Here is a 16,681-nt window from a genome sequence, read left to right as displayed (position 1 = left end):
TCACCAGGATCATGGGACGAAACCTTCAAAGCGGTGAGTCGCTCAGGCCGGTCGACCTGGCCCGCGGGCACGGTCTGTCCACACAGGCGGTCAGGAACTACGAGGAGGCGGGCATCCTTCCGCCCGCCGGTCGCACTGCGCACGGCTACCGCACCTACAACCCGCTGCACGCGCGGGCTCTGAAGGCGTTCCTCGCCCTGGTGCCCGGGCACGGCCACCGGACGGCGACGGCGATCATGCGGGCCGTGAACGAGGACGCGACCGAGGAGGCGATGCGCCTCATCGACGAGAGCCACGCCCAGCTCCTCGACGACCGGCGCACCCTCCGGGCCGTGGAGCGTGCCCTGCGCGACCTGGAGCCCCTGCCCGAGCCCGACGAAGCGGACCGGTCCGCCGGTGGGTTCATCGGGGTACTGGCGAGCCAACTCGGTATCCGGCCCGCGACGCTGCGCAAATGGGAGCGCGCCGGGCTGGTGCGCCCGCGCCGCGATCCACGGACCGGGTATCGCGTCTACGACGAGACCGACGTACGGGACGCCCGGCTCGCCCATCAACTCCGGCGCGGCGGCTACCTGCTGGAGCAGATCGCCCCGCTGATCGCCCAGGTACGGGCGGCCGGCGGGCCGGAGCCACTGGAGGCCACCCTGCGCGACTGGCAGGACCGGCTGTCCGCCCGCGGGCGGGCGATGCTGAGCGGGGCCGCCGAGCTGGATGCGTACCTGCGCGAACACGGATAGGGTCCGCCCTCCTCTCTCCGGCCTTTGACAGTCCAGGAGGGCCGGGCTAACTTCGATCGACGAAGTCAGCAGGGAGGACGCCGGGCCATGGGACGCATACGCACCTACGAGTGGGACGACCCCGCGATCACCGCCGCCGCCGTGGGGCGCGCCTCAGGCCTGGAGTTCCTGCGTGAGGTGCGGGCCGGCCGGCTGCCCGCGGCTCCCGTCGCGGCGACCCTCGACTTCACCCTCGACGAGGTGGAAGAGGGCAGGGCCGAGTTCTCGTTCACCCCGGGCGAGGAGCACTACAACCCCATCGGCAGCGTGCACGGCGGCGTCTTCGCCACCCTGCTCGACTCGGCGGCAGGGTGCGCCGTGCAGTCCACCCTCCCGGTCGGCATGGGGTACACCTCGCTCGACCTGACCGTGAAGTTCCTCAAGCGGATCACCGCCGACACGGGCCGGGTCCGGGCCATCGGCACGGTCGTCAGCCGAGGCCGGCAGACCGCGCTCGCCGAGGCCAGGCTGATCGACGCCGAGGAGCGCCTGCTGGCCCACGCCACGAGCAGCTGCATGCTCTTCCCGATGCCCGCCGCCTAGCGTGCTTCACCGTGTTCCCGGAGGAAGGCCGCGAGAGCAGCCGTGAGTTCGGCGGGCGCGTCTTCCTGGACCAGGTGGCCCGCGCCGGCCAACGGTTCCAGACGTGCGCCGGGGATACGGGCGGCGAGCTCGCGTCCCTTCTCCGGGGGGATCCAGGTGTCGTCCTCGCCCCAGCAGATCAACGTGGGGATCGTGATGTCGGCGTACCGGTCCTGGATCTCGTCGGTGTGGCGCTGGGTCGCCTGGGCGATCTGCCGGTAGAAGGCCGGCTGACCGAAGTCGCCGAGCCAGGGCCGGACCAGTCGGTCGAGCACGGCCGGGTGCAGGCCGGGGCTGCTGGCCGAGCTGACGTATTCGCGTACCAGGGCCCGGTGCAGGGCGGGCGGCAACTGTTCGAAGACTGCCGGGTGTTCGCCGACGAGCCGGAAGAACGGTGAGCCCCATGGGGCGAGTGCGACCGGGTCGACCAGGGCGAGCGCCCGGTAGCGGGCTCCGTGCAGCAGATGCGCTCGCAGACTGACGGCACCGCCGAAGTCATGGGCGACCACGAGGGGTTCGTCGAGGCCCCAGTGTGCGAGGAGTTCGGTGAAGACCCTGCCCTGTGCGGCCAGGGAGACGTCCTGGCCTGTGGACTTCTCCGAGGCGCCGTAGCCGGGCATGTCCCACACGAACACCTGGTGGTCGCGGGCCAGCGCGCGGGCCACGGAGCGCCAGACGTACGACGAGAACGGCGTGCCGTGCAGCAGCACCACCGGGTCCCGGCCGGGTGGGCCGAGGCTGCCCCAGCGCACCTCCCCCGACGTGCTGCGGAACGTCTCGGCCAACTCCCAGTCACTCACGAGTTCTGCTCCTCTCCACGGCACGGTCAAGGGCGGAGCCGTCACATGTATTCCGCCGGGTCCGTCAGATATTGCCGTGCGATCCGCAGGGTGGCGGGAGACGCTGACGTGGTGACTCAGGTTCAGGAGATCGTGGGGCTGGTCGGCGGTGTGCTGGGGGCCGAGGCCATCGGCGTCTACCTCCACGGGTCCTCCGTGCTCGGCGGGCTCAGGCCGGCCAGCGACGTGGACGTGCTGGTCGTCTCCCGACGGCGCATGGGTGCGCGGGATCGACGGGCCCTCCTCGACGGGCTGCTGCGGATCTCCGGCTCCGGCGCCGAGGCCCGCCCCATCGAGCTCACCGTGCCCGTCCAGTCCGAGGTGCGGCCGTGGCGGTATCCGCCGACCGTCGACTTCCTCTACGGCGAGTGGCTGCGGGCGGAGTACGAGGCCGGGGAGGTGCCCCAGCCGGAGCCGATGCCCGATCTGGCCCTGCTGATCACCATGGTGCTCACCGGCGACCGCCCTCTCACCGGTCCGAGCCCGGCGAAGATCCTCGATCCGGTTCCGCGGACGGACCTGGTCCGGGCGAGCGCGGCGGGAATCCCCGGCCTGCTCGACGACCTGGACAGCGACACCCGCAACGTTGTGCTGACCTTCGCCCGCATCTGGACCACGCTCGCCACCGGCCGGATCACGTCGAAGGACGCCGCCGCCGACTGGGCCCTCGCCCGGCTCCCGCCCGAGCATCGCGCCGTCCTCGAACACGCCAGACAGCTCTACCTCAACTGCACCTATTCCGAGGAGCGTTGGAGCGTTGCGTTGCGGGCGCAGGTGCGTCCGCACCTGGACCGCGTGCTCGCCGAGATCGACCGGCTGTCGGACGAGGCCGCACGGTGACCGCGGCTCATCTCGTCGGGGCTGCGGAACGCGAACGGCGTCTCCATGCCGTAGCGGTAGAAGTTGCGATGCCAGGTCCGCGGGTCAGCCGGTCCGTGGTGGGACGCCTGCGGGGTCCTGGAGGTGCTGGAAGAACTCCTCCAGCAGGGCGAAGAGGCCTTCGACGGCACGGGTGTGCTGGTCCTCCGACCACGGCGCGTCCGGCCGGCCCTCGGGAAAGACGATCAGCACGACCTGCGCCCACCAGACGAGGTTCCCGCCCACCCCGTACGTGTCCGCGAGCCACTCCCGAAGACCGTGCAGCAACGCTCCACCGCAGCCCTGGTCGTAGCCGTTGAGATACGCCGCCGCCCCCTCGTAGGTGATGCGACCGAGGTACATCCCCGTCCGGTCCCTGAAGCTCTCCCAGAACCTCTGGTGCGAGTCGACCGGTCGGTGTCTGAACCCATGCCAGGCGGCCGGGATGCGGGAGAGGTCGGTGCCGATGCCCCACGTGGAGTACGACACCACCTCCGTGCCGACGCCGAGTGCCGTCAGGAGAACGGCCGTTCGGGCGGCCGGGTCGACGGGTCCGGACTTCCTGATCCAGACGTACGTTCCCGGCGGATCACCTTCGTGATCGGTGACGACGAAGTCCGTACCGGCGAGCGTGAAGAACGCGGCGCGCACGGCTCCGTTTCCGTCCCAGGACTCCTCGATGGTCAGGCTCAGTCGACGCGCCACCTCGTCGAGGTCCAGGGAGAGCAGGGCCATGGAGACCAGCGGGCCGGTCGTGGCCTGGAACATGGAGCACTGCACCGCCGGTTCGGTCGCGGAGTGGCTCGTGGGGGCCGGGGTCACAGGTCGGCCTCCGTGAGGATGCGGTGCATACGGGCGGGACGCAGTGCCTGGTTGGCCGCGGCGTCGTCGGCCACGTTCGGGTCGGGGTCCGACAGCAGTCGGTCCAGCAGTGCGTCCGTGATGTTGGGGTGACGGGCGACGCCGCGGCGCAGGAAGGGCTCCTCGGCCGCGGCGAGTTCCTGGAGCGCCGGCACGGGCAGTTCGGGGTCCTGGAGGGCGACGTAACGCACGTTCGGGGTCGGTTCGTCGACGAGCGTACGCAGCGTGTGGCGGGGGAAGTTGGGGTGCTCGACGAGCAGGGGGCGGTGGTGGAAGACGTCGCCGTGTGCGCGTACCAGCCGTTCCAGGACGTCCGGTGGAGCGTTCCGTCGGCGGGCTGCGGTGCGGCGGACCGACAACTCCGGGTCGTTGTCCAGCCGGCGCCACGCCTCCTCGGGCAGGTCGCGGCTGCCGGCGAGTACGCGCCGGAACACCGTGTGCGGGCTGTCGAGATAGCTCAGACGCTCGTCGAGGGGCGCTTCACGCATCCAGTCCGGTTCGGTGAAGTTCCAGCTCAATGCCACCTCCGCGTCGATGTCGCCGTCCACGCGCCGGGCTTCCAGCAGGGCGTACAGCCGCTCGCGCGTGGCGTCGTCGACATGTCGGCTCTGTGCCGCCGCGATGCGCACCAACGGGTCGTCGACCTCCAGGAGTTGGGCCGCCATGTCGGCGGTGAGATGGGGGTTGGCGGCCACGGCCCGCTGGATGTCCTCGTCGCCGGTGCGCATGAGCTCGATGAACTGGTCCCAGGTGAGCGGGATGTAGCGCGCCACGTTTTTCCGTACGGCTGGGTCGGCGAGGCAGCGGTCCCGCCACTCGGGCGGCACGCCCGGTTGCTTGTGGTACGTGGCCGCCGCCCGCACCCGTGGATCCGGGTCCGCGAGGAATGCCGCCTGTACCGGGGCCGGCCGGTCGTACCAGGAGCCTGCTACCGCGGCGCGCAGCTTGGGATCGGGCGCCGCGGCCAGTGAGGCCAGGGGTTGACCGTAGACCTCCTCCAGGTCTCTGAGAACGACCGTCGTCCCGAACTCCACGAGATGGTGGACGAAGTCCGCGCGGGCGTCGCGGATAGCGGGATTCGGATGCGTGGCGATCCTGCGACGCATGGCCGGGGAGATCTGCTCCGCGCGGAGGGTGGTCATGACGTCGCCGTCGTCGTGCTCCAACAGCGCCTCGACCACCGCATCCGTCACCGGCCCCCGCCGCCTCGACATCCCGTGCCGGCCGGCCTTGTGAGCCGCGAGCCGCACCAGGACGCCCTCGGAGGCTGCCGGGTTCCGGCCCAGCCCGGACAGGCGCGGGTGGTGAAGGTTCGTCATGCCCTCAACATAATCGGCGCGCTGCCGGTCGTTCGTCGCCTTCACGTCCTTCAGCCTCGGGACGTCCACCCTGCCGGTGTCCAGCGAGAAGTAGGCGCTGACGACGGCCACATCGCCCTCCTCGGCGAGCGGCGACGGCGAGGTGCCCGCGGTGAGGGGTCCGTACTCGACGAAACCGGTGACGATCGCCCGGCGCCGGTTCCCCTGCATCAGCTGGGTCAAGGCGCCCGAGGGTGGGGAGATCCGGCGCTGATGCAGCGCACGGGAAGCGTTCGTCCCAGACGCGAAGAAGATCGGCGCTGTCATGGTCTGAACACGGAGCGCTTCATATCCGTAACGGTTCAAAGGAGCAGTGATCGGGCCCCGCACACATACAGCCGGGAAACCGCCCGTCACGTCCAGCCGGGCACGGTCGCGGGCCACCCGTCGTCGAGAGGTCGGTAGTCGCGTGAGCAAAGCAAGGCGAGCAGCGCCCCGCAAGGCAGCTGCGGGAGCTCCCGCGGCTCAGCCGGCTCCACCGCCTCAACGGCCTGAGCAGCGTGAGCAGCCTGAGCAGCCGAAAGCGACCGGGCGCAAAAAGGGCATCTCCTTCACCCACAACTGGCGGGTGGCGCGGCGGCTGCGGGCCATCCTGCTGATCCCGGTCGTGGTCACGCTCGTGCTCGGCGGATTCAGGGTGACGCGCGCCGTGGACACCTGGCAGAGCGCCGACGACGCGGTCCGGGTCGCGGAGTTGGTGCAGGCGGCGAACAAGTACGCCAGTGACGCGATCAACGAGCGTGATCTGTCGGTCGTGCCGCTGCTGCGGGGCGACACCGACTCGAGTGTCGTCGCCAAGGTGCGCAAGGTCACCGATCAGGACAGGGCCGCGTTCGACAAGGCGGTGGAGCGGATGCCCCGAACCGAGCGTCTGCTGAGAAGGGTCGAGGTCGTCCAGAGCGGCGGCAAGCAACTCGCCGGCATCCGGGACGCGGCGTTCACGTCCGCGCTGCCCGGGGTGCAGACCGAGGAGAAGTACCACCTGATCCAGCACCCGCTGATGGAGCTCTCCAACGAGCTCGGCTTCGGCAGCAGCAACCAGGCCAGCTTCGGCCGGGCCCTGTACGCCATCTCGCTCACACAGGCGGCCGAGTCCCTGACCCGGGCCATCGGCACGCACATCCTGGCCGAGGACCGCAGCAAGCTCAAGAAGGGTGAACTCGCCACCCAGCTGGCCTCGTTCCGCTCCTACGCCTATCTCCAGCGGGTCGCGCTGGTGGAGTTCGACGGCGCCGCCACGAGCCAGGACACGGCCCGGCTGCAGAAGGCGCTGGCGGCCGCGAAGACCAAGGGCGAGCAGCAGGTCACCCAGGCCGCGGCGCGTGCCGACGCGGCCGGCGAGGACTACGTCGTCCCGCCGGCCATGACGACGATGATCAGTGAGATCGCGTCGGGGAAGTCGGCCGGGGATCTCGCGGAGCAGGGCATCACCGCCGACTCCTTCTTCGCCGCCTCCACGCTCTCCTTCGACGCGTACCGCCAGGTCGAGGTCTATCTCAGCGACACCGCGCTCGCCAACGCGAAGGACATCGCCGACAGTGCGCGCCGGGACGCCATCGTGCTGTCGGCCGTGGTCCTCGGCGCCGTGCTCGCCGCGTTCCTGATCGCCGCCGGGGTGGCCCGCTCGATGAGCCGCCGGATGAGTGTCCTGCGCGGCTCGGCGTTCCAGATCGCCGAGCAGCGGCTGCCGGCCCTGCTCTCCCAGCTCAACCGTGCCACTCCCGGCCGGGTCGACACCCGGGTGGCGCCGATCCCGATCACCTCGACCGACGAGATCGGCGAGGTCGCCCGGGCCTTCGACCAGGTGCACCGTGAGGCGGTGCGGCTGGCCGCCGAGCAGGCGGCGCTGCGGGGCAACATCAACGCGATCTTCACCAACCTGTCGCGCCGCAGCCAGTCGCTCGTCGAGGGCCAACTGGCCCTGATCACCGACCTGGAGAACAACGAGGCCGACCCGGACCAGCTGGACAACCTCTTCCGCCTGGACCATCTGGCCACCCGTATGCGCCGCAACGGCGAGAACCTCCTGGTCCTCGCCGGCGAGGAGTCCAACCATCACGGCATGCCGCAGCTCGCGCTGATCGACGTGCTGCGGGCGGCCGCCTCGGAGGTGGAGCAGTACGAGCGGATCGAGCTCTCGGGCGTCCCGGAGGCCGAGATCCACGGACGTGCCGTGAGCGACCTCGTGCATCTGCTGGCCGAACTCCTGGAGAACGCCACCGCGTTCTCCACACCGCAGATGAAGGTGTACGTCACCGCGGGCCGGCTTCCCGACGGGCGGGTCATGGTGGAGATCCATGACAGCGGCATCGGTCTGACCGCCGAGGACTTCGCCGCCATCAACCACAAGCTCGCCCATCCGCCGACCGTCGACGCCAACATCTCCCGGCAGATGGGTCTGTTCGTGGTCGGCCGGCTCGCCGACCGGCACGGCATCCGTGTCCAGTTGCGGCCGTCGCGACAGCAGTCGGGCACGACGTCGCTGATCATGCTGCCGCACACGATCACGTACGCGGCGGCGCACGAGGTTCCCGTCGACCCGGCCGCGGGCTCCCCCTATCCCCTGGAGAACGCACCGCACTTCGCGGGTCCCGACGGGAGCATCGTGGACTCGTTCTCCCAGGGCGGTCAGGGGGCCCACGCGGCTCGGGACCAGTCGGGCACGGACGCGATGAGCCGCTACCTCTACCGCGAGGAGCGGCGCCGCCTGACGGGACATGACGAGCACGAGGACGTTCCCCGGTAGGCAGCCGACGAGCCCCCGGGGTGCGACGCCGTCCGCCCAACGGGGCGCCGCACCCCGGGCGATGGACCCGTCACCACGCTGTTCGACCTGCCGGACATTGTTCGAAACCTCTTGACGCTGCACCACACCCCGTTTGACACTCTCGCAACACGACGTCACACAGCCGAAACGCCAGGGTGTCCACCGCCGAGGCCACCCCCGTCGACGGCCTGCTCCGCCACGCCTTTTCCCTCCCCCGTCAGCCATGCCTCAGCAGGGAAACCCCACATGACGTACTTCGCACGTCCGCGCACCCGCGCGAGACGCCGGACGGGCCGATTCGCCGGCCTGACCGTCGCATCGCTGTTCCTCGGCCTCACCGCGCCCCTCCTCCCCGCGCAGGCGGCCGACACCGCGGACGTCACCGACGGACTGGCGCTCTGGTACAAGCTCGACGCCTCCTCCGGCACCACCGTCACCGACGCCTCCGGCAACGGCCGGGACGGCACGGTCAACGGCACCGCAGGCTGGACGGGCACCGGCCAGGGCCTCGCCTTCAACGGCTCGGACACCTACATCAAGGTACCGAACGACGTCATGAAGGGCATGGACTCGATCAGCGTCTCCATGGACGTGCTGATGGACGAGTCACAGAGCACCCCGTACTTCATCTACGGCTTCGGCAACACCACCAGCGGCTCAGGCAACGGCTACCTCTTCGCCACCGGCAACTCGCTGCGCACCGCCATCGCGTCCGGCAACTGGTCGACGGAGCAGAACACCCGCCCCACCGACTCGCACAACCTGACCCGCTCGGTGTGGAAGCAGCTCACCTACACCCAGACCGGCACCACGGCCGTGCTGTACGAGGACGGCGTGGAGGTCGGCCGCAACACCTCGGTCACCACCACCCCGGGCTCCATCGGCTCGGGCACCACTACCGCCAACTACATAGGCAAGTCGGTCTACACCAGCGACAAGCTCTTCCAGGGCAAGATCCGTGACTTCCGGGTCTACGACCGCGCACTCGCCGGCTCCGAGGTCGAGCAACTCTCCCTCCCCATCGCCGAACAGGGCGTCGCCGCCGACAAGGCGGCCCTCACCCTGGGCGACACCAGCGCGGTGACCGCCGATCTGACCCTGCCCAAAACCGGCACCGCCGGCGGCTCCTCCATCACCTGGGAGAGCGACAACACCGACGTCGTCTCCGACTCCGGCGCGGTGACCCGCCCCGCCTCCGGTCAGCCGGACGGCCACGCCACACTGACCGCGACCCTGAAGAAGGGCACCTTCAGCGCCACCAGGACCTTCGAGGTCACGGTCCTGCCCGCCGTCGACGACACGACCGCCGTCCAGCAGGCCGCCGAGGCACTGACCGTGCACAACCTCGACGACGTCCGCGGCAACCTCACCCTCCCGGCCGAGGGCGACCTCGGCACCAAGGTCTCCTGGTCCTCCGCGAACACGGACGTCGTCTCCGCCGAGGGCGTGGTCCACCGGCCCGCGCACGGCGACGGCACCACGACCGTCGAGCTGACCGCCACCGTCACCAAGGGCGACGCGAAGGCGACCCGCGCCTTCACCGCGAAGGTGCCGGAACTGCCCGAGAAGGAAGCCCTCAAGGGCTACATGTTCAGCTACTTCACCGGCGAGGGCACCTCGGACGGCGAGCAGCTCTACGCCGCGCTCAGCAAGGGCAACGACCCGCTGAAGTGGCGGGAGTTGAACGACGGCAAGCCGGTCCTGACCTCCACGCTCGGCGAGAAGGGCCTGCGCGACCCGTTCATCATCCGCTCTCCCGAGGGCGACAAGTTCTACCAGATCGCCACCGACCTGCGGATCTACGGCAACGGCGACTGGGACGCCTCCCAGCGCACCGGCAGCAAGTCCATCATGGTCTGGGAGTCCACCGACCTGGTGAACTGGACCAACCAGCGCCTGGTGAAGGTCTCCCCCGACGCGGCCGGCAACACCTGGGCCCCCGAGGCGTACTACGACGAGAAGCTCGGCGAGTACGTCGTCTTCTGGGCCTCCAAGCTGTACGACAACGAGGCCCACTCCGGCGACACGTACAACCGCATGATGTACGCGACGACCCGTGACTTCTACACCTTCAGCGAGCCCAAGGTCTGGGTCGACCGCGGCTACTCGGTCATCGACTCCACGGTCATCCAGCACGACGGCACGTACTTCCGCCTCTCCAAGGACGAGCGGAACAACACCTCCTCCACGCCCAACAGCAAGTTCATCTTCGAGGAGAAGAGCGACACGCTCCGCAACCTCTCCTGGACGGCCGTCGCCGAGGGCATCGGCAAGGGCGAGATGAGCGCGGCCGAGGGTCCGTTGGTGTTCAAGTCGAACACCGAGGACAAGTGGTACGCGTTCCTCGACGAGTTCGGCGGACGCGGCTACATCCCCTTCGAGACGACCGACCTGGCCTCCGGTGTCTGGACCCCGTCCACCGGCTACGACCTGCCCTCCAAGCCCCGGCACGGCACGGTGCTGCCGGTCACCCAGGCCGAGTACGACCGGCTCCTCAAGACGTACCAGCCGGACCAGATCATCACGGGCGTCGAGGACGTCAAGGTCGGGACACGCATCGGCGACGCCCCGGTCCTGCCCGCCACCGTCATCGCCGAGTCCGCGGGCGGCGTGAAGCGTCCCGTCGCCGTCACCTGGGAGGACGTGGCCCCGTCGCAGTACGCGCAGGCCGGCACCTTCACGGTGAAGGGTGACCTGGCGGGCGACTCCGCGATCGGCGTCAGCGCCGAGGTCACGGTCTCCGCCGAGAGCACGGACGTCCCGGCCGACCTGCTCCTGCACTACGACTTCGACGAGAGCGGCGGCAGCATCGCCCGCGACTCCAGCGGCCACGGATACCACGGCACCTACGTCCGTACGCCGGACTTCGGGACCGGCGTCGAGGGCGGCTCGTTCAAGATGTCCGGCGGCGACAGCGGCTCCAGCTCGCCGTACGTCAAGATCCCGGGCGGCGTGCTGAAGGACACGACCAGCGTCACCGTCTCCACGTACGTCAAGTGGAAGGGCGGCGACAACTTCCAGTGGCTGTTCGGACTCGGCCCGGACAGCAACAAGTACCTGTTCGCGACCCCGTCCAACGGCGGCGGCAAACTGTTCTCCGCGATCACCAAGGCCACCTGGTCCGGCGAGAAGCAGATGATCGGCGGCTCCCGGCTCACGGCCGGCGAGTGGCAGCACCTCACGGTCACCCTGGACGGCGCGACCGGGACGGCGATCCTCTACGTGGACGGCGCCGAGGCGGCCCGGGTCAACGGGGTCACCGTCAAGCCGTCCGAGCTGTACGACTCGGCGAAGGACTACTCCGGCTACATCGGCAAGTCCCTCTACTCCCCCGACCCGTACTTCGGCGGCGAGGTCGACGACTTCCGGATCTACAACCGGGCCCTGACGCCCGCCGAGATCCTGGAGCTCAGCGGCAACACCACCGGGATCGCCGCGGCGACCCACCCGGCACTCAAGACCGACGCGATCATCACCGACAAGGACAGCAAGATCGTCCTGCCGCTCACCCCGGGCAGTGATGTCACCGCTCTGGCACCGCAGTTCACCCTCGCCCACGGCGCGACCATCAGCCCCGCCTCCGGAACCCTGCGCGACTTCACGAAGCCGGTGACGTACGAGGTGACCGGCTCGGACGGCAAGAAGCGCACCTGGACGGTCTCGGCGGCGATCATGAAGAGCCCGGTCCTGCCCGGTCTCAACGCCGACCCGAACGTGGTCCGCTTCGGCGACACCTTCTACATCTACCCGACCACCGACGGCTTCGACGGCTGGAGCGGTACGCAGTTCAAGGCGTACTCCTCCAAGGACCTGGTCCACTGGACCGACCACGGCGTCATCCTGGACCTGGGTCCGGACGTCTCCTGGGCGGACAGCAGGGCCTGGGCGCCGGCCATGGAGGAGCGGAACGGCAAGTACTACTTCTACTTCTGCGCCGACGCGAACATCGGTGTCGCGGTCTCCGACTCGCCCACCGGCCCGTTCAAGGACGCGCTCGGCAAGCCGCTGCTGAAGGCCGGTGCCTACACGGGCCAGATGATCGACCCGGCCGTCTTCACCGACGACGACGGCACGTCGTACCTGTACTGGGGCAACGGCCGCGCCTATGTCGTCCCGCTCAACGACGACATGGTCTCCTTCGACGCCTCGAAGGTCACCAACATCACGCCGAGCAACTACAACGAGGGCTCCTTCGTCATCAAGCGCAAGGGCACCTACTACTTCATGTGGTCGGAGAACGACACACGTGACGAGAACTACCAGGTCGCCTACGCCACCGGCCCCTCGCCCACCGGCCCCTGGACCAAGCAGGGCGTGATCCTGGAGAAGGACCTCTCGCTCGGCATCAAGGGCCCCGGCCACCACTCGGTGGTCCACGTCCCCAACACCGACGACTGGTACATCGTCTACCACCGCTTCGCCATCCCCGGCGGTGACGGCATGCACCGTGAAACCTCCATCGACAAGATGGAGTTCGACGCCGACGGCCTGATCAAGAAGGTCGTCCCCACCCTGGAGAGCATCGACCCGGTCACCATCGCCCGGGCCGGCGCGGACGCCTCCGGCAAGGAAGGCGACAAGATCCAGCTCAACGGCACGGTGTCCGGCGCGGGCACCGCCAAGTGGACCGCCGAGGCGGGGGCGCCCTGCACCTTCGCCGACGCCGGTGCCGCCCGTACGACGCTCACCTGCACCGACAACGGCACGTTCAAGGTGACGCTGACCGGCGGCCGCAGCAGCGACACGGCGACCGTCGAGGTCGCCAACGCGGCACCGGCCCTCACCTCCGCCACCGGGCCGAAGTCCCCGGTGTCGGTGGGCAAGCAGGCGGTCGTCACGGCCGGGTTCACCGACCCGGGCGCCCGTGACACCCACACCTGCACGGTCGACTGGAAGGACGGCACCACGCCGACGGCCGGCACGGTCACCGCGTCCGGCTGCCGGGCGGAACACACCTACCGCAAGGCCGGTATCCGCAAGCCGGTGATCACCGTCACCGACGACGACGGCGCCTCGGACCACAGGACGCTCCCCGAGCTGATCGTCTACGACCGCGCCGCCGGACCCGCGTTCGGCACCGGCCTCTTCACCTCGCCGGCCGGGGCCTACCCCGCCAAGCCGACACTGACCGGCAAGGCCGCCTTCTTCTTCACCGCCTTCTACACGAATCCGACCTCCGTCCCCCTCGGGCAGATGTCCCTCGACTTCGGCCCGGCCAAGCTGAAGTTCCGTTCCACCGGCTCCGACTGGCTCGTGGTCACCGGCTCCCAGGCCGTCTACCAGGGCACCGGCACGGTCAACGGCACCGACGGCTACGCCTTCCGCGTCACCGCCACCGATACCCCGGACAGCCTCCACGTCAGGATCTGGAAGAAGTCCGGTGGTGACGTCGTCTACGACAACGTCACCGGCTCGAAGATCACCGGATTGATCACCATCGGCGACCGCCGGGAGTGAACACCCCGGCCGGGCGTACCGGTCACGCCGTCCCCCCGCACTCGACGGCCAACCCCCCACAGGAGGACCCCGTATGAGCCCCCGTCAGAACAAGGAGCACAGTCCTCGAACGGCCATACCCTGGCGCACCGCACTGGCCGTCACCGCGCTCGCCGCGGCCCTGCTCGCGGGGCCCGGCGTCGCGCAGGCCGCGCCGACGGCGGCGCCCGTCCCGCAGGAGCAGGTGGCGGCGGCCACCATCACCTGGACCCTGGAACGCGCGAGCAATCCCACGGCGGACCAGCAGACGGCGTACAACCTCATCACGGCGGCCATGAACGCGGCCGTGGCGCGCTACAACAACCTCAGCGACCTGGGGAAGAGCATCACCGTGCGCTACGACCCGGGCGTGCCGACCGCCGACGGCAACATCAACGGCACCATCCGCTTCGGCAACCGCAGCTACATGACCGAGAGGACGGCCCTGCACGAGATCGCCCACACCATCGGGGTCGGAACGAGCTCTGGCTGGTCCGCTCACGGCGGCGGCAGCGGCACCTGGACCGGCGCGCAAGCCACGGCGCTGGTCCGGCAGTTCGACGGTTCAAGCGCCAAACTGTCGACGGGTGGTGGCCACTTCTGGCCCTACGGCCTGAACTACGAGAACGAGATGTCGGGTACGGCGGCCGACCGCCATGTGCAGATCGTCGCCGCCATGGTGCGTGACGGGCTGTAACCCACGACCGGGAATGCCTGGGGTGTCGAACCCCCCAGGCATTCCCTTATTTCTGGCCGAGCCGGTCGGCGAGGTCGCTCAAGTCGGTGGCGTGCACGTCGAATCGGTCCGAGGCGGTGGGCGGGTCGCCGACCGGGCGGGCCACATAGGCGGTGCGCAGGCCGAGGCTCTGCGCTCCGCGCAGGTCCCAGGCATGGGCGGCGACCATCAGCAGCCGCTCCGGCGGTAGCCCGGAGACGGTGACAGCCAGTCGGTAGACGGCCGGGTCCGGCTTGTAGGTCCGGGCGTCCTCGGCGGACAGTGCCTGGTGCCAGCGCAGTCCGGCATGGGCGTTGATGCCCAGGAGCGCCGTCCGGCTCGCGTTGGAGAGTCCGATCAGCGGGAACCGTTCGGCGAGCCGGGCGAGCCCCGCGACGGTGTCGGGCCAGGGCGGGAGCCGGCGACCCGACAGGGACAGCGCCGCCACCGCCTCTGGGTCGTCGACTCCGGCGGCGTCGGCGACCACGCGAGCGGCTTCCAGGTCCAGTACGTCGGTGGGGACATAAGCCCGAACACCCTCGAGGATGCGGCGCTGCTCGGTCTCGATGTGCCGCTGCCACAGCGACAGGAGCTCCTCGACCCCGGGGTCGTCGAGCTTCGGGGCGAACTCACCGATACCGGCGCGCAGTCCGGCGGGTTCTTCGACGAGGGTGCCGAGCACGTCGAACACGATGGCGTCGATCTCCGGCTCTGCCATGGGGAGGTCTCCTGGACGAAGCTGGGACGGGTGAGCGCTCGTGGGGGCAACGCGACGAGCGGCCCCCCTGATTCCCGGACCGGCTACGCGCTACGAGGCTGCGCGTGGGCCTCTTGGAGGATGCGGGAAGGGAGCGGGTCCGCGTGGTGAAGTGTGGGCCTCCGACAACTCCGACAGCAGGGAGCGTTCCTTCCGATGACCACACAGCCCGCACGGTCTGAGCGCAGCGGTCCCGAGACCGCTTCGGTGGTGGATGTCTCGCCGTTCAAGGCTTCTCTCGTCAAAGCGGTGTTCAGGGACGTGACGCCGATGCACGTCTCGCGTGCGGCCGCGTGGGCCGCCGCGGCGGTGACGCGGACGGTGCTGGCGGAGATCATCGACGGCGCGAGGAGAGCCGCGGCGGAGGAGGCCCGGAAGAAGCTGGTCCCCGGGGACCTTCTCTCGGCGATCGACCGGAACGTCGAGCTGGAGGTGGGGGCCAAGTGGTACGACCACAGCCCGACGTTTCGAGGCCTGACCGGTGTCCTGTACGACGCCGAGGGTGTCGTGGTGCCCTCTCGCAAGCGCAGCGGGTGGCGCAAACCGAGTGCTGTGGTCGGCGCCCACAGGTTCGAGGCCGGGGTCAGGAAGCTGCTGCGGAGCCGGCGGGCGACGGCCGTCCCGGCGATGGTCCGCGACCTGGACGGAATCGCGAGCGTGTTCCTGACGGACCTCGCCCTGGACGCGGTCAGGGTCGTCCGCGAGGGCGGGGTCCAACGTTTCGGCACGGTCACCCTGGAGATATCGGGCGAACCGGCCCCTCCCCCGTTCTACAAGGACCCCCTCCGGGCCCTGTCCACCCGCAAGGGGGACAGTCGGACCATCGGCAGGGAAGACATCCTGGCCGCCACCACGATGCAGTTGTTCGGCGGCAATCTCAGGCAGCGGGCTCTCACCGAGGCACGCCGGGAGGCATGGCAAGATCCACAAGCATGAGCAGCATCGAACAAGCGGATCGCCCCGTCGCCCTGGTCACCGGCTCCACCTCGGGCATCGGGGAGGCCGTCGCGCGCAGACTGGCGGCGGACGGGACGCGGGTCGTCGTGCACTCGCGGCGCAGCGTGGAAGCGGGCCGGGCGCTGGCGGCGGAGCTCGACGGCGCGTACGTGCGGGCCGACCTGGCGGTCGAGGACGAGGCGCGCGCCCTGGTGGAGGAGACGCTGGGCCACTACGGCCGGCTGGACGTCCTGGTCAACAACGCCGGCATCAGCTGGCCCATCCCCCACCACGACCTCGCGGCGGCGACACCGGCGGACTGGCGGCAACTGCTGGAGGTCAACCTGATCGCCCCGTGGGTGCTCTGCACGGCCGCCCTTCCCGCGCTGCGCCGGTCCCCCACCGGCGGCTCGGTCGTCAACATCACCAGCCACGCCGGGGTGCGCCCCAAGGGTTCGTCGGTGCCGTACGCGGCGAGCAAGGCCGCGCTCAACCACGTCACCCGGCTCCTCGCGGCCGCCCTCGCGCCCGATGTACGCGTGAACGCCATCGCCCCGGGCCTGGTCGACACCCCCATGACCAAGGACTGGACGCAGGCCCACGAGCTGTGGCGCGACCGCGCCCCCATGGGCCGCCCCGCCCAGCCCTCCGACGTGGCCGACCTCGTGGCCTCGGTCATCGCCAGCACCTACCTCACCGGCGAGGTCATCGTCCTGGACGGCGGACTCAACCTGACCTGAGCGGTCGCACCTGCTTC

12 protein-coding genes are annotated in these 16,681 nt (G+C 69.9%); 8 read left to right on the top strand and 4 right to left on the bottom strand.

The window, feature by feature from the left end:
• Positions 1 to 11 precede the first annotated feature (11 nt).
• Together OG381_RS42860 and OG381_RS42855 are read left to right on the top strand one after the other, a co-directional pair.
• Entirely contained in the window at positions 12 to 737 is a 726-nt protein-coding gene (locus OG381_RS42860; protein ID WP_327721374.1) for a TioE family transcriptional regulator, read from the top strand.
• An 87-nt stretch (positions 738 to 824) separates the two neighbouring features.
• Positions 825 to 1,319 (top strand): PaaI family thioesterase, encoded by a 495-nt coding sequence (locus OG381_RS42855; RefSeq protein WP_327721373.1) that lies wholly within the window; start codon positions 825 to 827, stop codon positions 1,317 to 1,319.
• On the opposite strand, the gene OG381_RS42850 is transcribed toward OG381_RS42855, so the two are convergent.
• Positions 1,316 to 2,158, bottom strand: a complete 843-nt coding sequence (locus OG381_RS42850) for an alpha/beta fold hydrolase (protein WP_327721371.1) — start codon at positions 2,156 to 2,158, stop codon at positions 1,316 to 1,318. The genes OG381_RS42855 and OG381_RS42850 overlap by 4 nt on opposite strands.
• Positions 2,159 to 2,269: 111 nt before the next feature.
• Between OG381_RS42850 and OG381_RS42845 the strand changes: the two genes are divergently transcribed.
• The gene (locus OG381_RS42845) at positions 2,270 to 3,037 is read left to right on the top strand and encodes an aminoglycoside adenylyltransferase family protein (protein WP_327721370.1); all 768 of its coding nucleotides are present in this window, start codon (positions 2,270 to 2,272) and stop codon (positions 3,035 to 3,037) included.
• An 84-nt stretch (positions 3,038 to 3,121) separates the two neighbouring features.
• Here OG381_RS42845 and OG381_RS42840 read toward each other — a convergent pair whose 3' ends face one another.
• Both OG381_RS42840 and OG381_RS42835 read right to left on the bottom strand, forming a co-directional pair.
• Entirely contained in the window at positions 3,122 to 3,877 is a 756-nt protein-coding gene (locus OG381_RS42840) for a hypothetical protein (protein ID WP_327721369.1), read from the bottom strand.
• Positions 3,874 to 5,457 (bottom strand): hypothetical protein, encoded by a 1,584-nt coding sequence (locus OG381_RS42835; RefSeq protein WP_327721368.1) that lies wholly within the window; start codon positions 5,455 to 5,457, stop codon positions 3,874 to 3,876. Before OG381_RS42835 ends, OG381_RS42840 begins: the two co-directional genes overlap by 4 nt.
• 385 nt (positions 5,458 to 5,842) lie before the next feature.
• On the opposite strand from OG381_RS42835, the gene OG381_RS42830 reads away from it, so the two are divergent.
• The 3 genes from OG381_RS42830 (at position 5,843) to OG381_RS42820 (ending at position 14,213) form a co-directional block, all read left to right on the top strand.
• A complete protein-coding gene (locus OG381_RS42830) occupies positions 5,843 to 8,020 on the top strand; it encodes a sensor histidine kinase (RefSeq protein ID WP_327721367.1) in 2,178 nt (725 codons plus the stop codon).
• A gap of 267 nt (positions 8,021 to 8,287) precedes the next feature.
• On the top strand, positions 8,288 to 13,498 hold the full coding sequence (locus OG381_RS42825; protein WP_327721366.1) for a family 43 glycosylhydrolase: 5,211 nt from the start codon (positions 8,288 to 8,290) through the stop codon (positions 13,496 to 13,498).
• A gap of 73 nt (positions 13,499 to 13,571) precedes the next feature.
• On the top strand, positions 13,572 to 14,213 hold the full coding sequence (locus tag OG381_RS42820; protein WP_327721364.1) for a hypothetical protein: 642 nt from the start codon (positions 13,572 to 13,574) through the stop codon (positions 14,211 to 14,213).
• 46 nt (positions 14,214 to 14,259) lie between these two features.
• On the opposite strand, the gene OG381_RS42815 is transcribed toward OG381_RS42820, so the two are convergent.
• The gene (locus OG381_RS42815; RefSeq protein WP_327721363.1) at positions 14,260 to 14,949 is read right to left on the bottom strand and encodes a haloacid dehalogenase type II; all 690 of its coding nucleotides are present in this window, start codon (positions 14,947 to 14,949) and stop codon (positions 14,260 to 14,262) included.
• A 195-nt stretch (positions 14,950 to 15,144) separates the two neighbouring features.
• On the opposite strand from OG381_RS42815, the gene OG381_RS42810 reads away from it, so the two are divergent.
• A complete protein-coding gene (locus OG381_RS42810) occupies positions 15,145 to 15,924 on the top strand; it encodes a hypothetical protein (protein WP_327721362.1) in 780 nt (259 codons plus the stop codon).
• On the top strand, positions 15,921 to 16,664 hold the full coding sequence (locus OG381_RS42805; RefSeq protein WP_327721361.1) for an SDR family NAD(P)-dependent oxidoreductase: 744 nt from the start codon (positions 15,921 to 15,923) through the stop codon (positions 16,662 to 16,664). The genes OG381_RS42810 and OG381_RS42805 overlap by 4 nt, the downstream gene beginning before the upstream one ends.
• The last annotated feature ends 17 nt before the right edge of the window (positions 16,665 to 16,681 follow it).

Source organism: Streptomyces sp. NBC_00490 (genome assembly GCF_036013645.1).
Classification (GTDB): domain Bacteria; phylum Actinomycetota; class Actinomycetes; order Streptomycetales; family Streptomycetaceae; genus Streptomyces; species Streptomyces canus_F.
The sequence above is the reverse complement of the archived record's forward strand: the minus strand, read 5'-3'. Positions and strand labels throughout refer to the sequence as shown.

Bases quoted from the DNA above. Each gene is read 5' to 3' on its own strand.
- OG381_RS42810 (WP_327721362.1), top strand. From the start codon at position 15,145: ATGACCACACAGCCCGCACGGTCTGAGCGCAGCGGTCCCGAGACCGCT.
- OG381_RS42820 (WP_327721364.1), top strand. From the start codon at position 13,572: ATGAGCCCCCGTCAGAACAAGGAGCACAGTCCTCGAACGGCCATACCC.
- OG381_RS42855 (WP_327721373.1), top strand. From the start codon at position 825: ATGGGACGCATACGCACCTACGAGTGGGACGACCCCGCGATCACCGCC.
- OG381_RS42805 (WP_327721361.1), top strand. From the start codon at position 15,921: ATGAGCAGCATCGAACAAGCGGATCGCCCCGTCGCCCTGGTCACCGGC.
- OG381_RS42860 (WP_327721374.1), top strand. From the start codon at position 12: ATGGGACGAAACCTTCAAAGCGGTGAGTCGCTCAGGCCGGTCGACCTG.
- OG381_RS42825 (WP_327721366.1), top strand. From the start codon at position 8,288: ATGACGTACTTCGCACGTCCGCGCACCCGCGCGAGACGCCGGACGGGC.
- OG381_RS42815 (WP_327721363.1), bottom strand. From the start codon at position 14,949: ATGGCAGAGCCGGAGATCGACGCCATCGTGTTCGACGTGCTCGGCACC.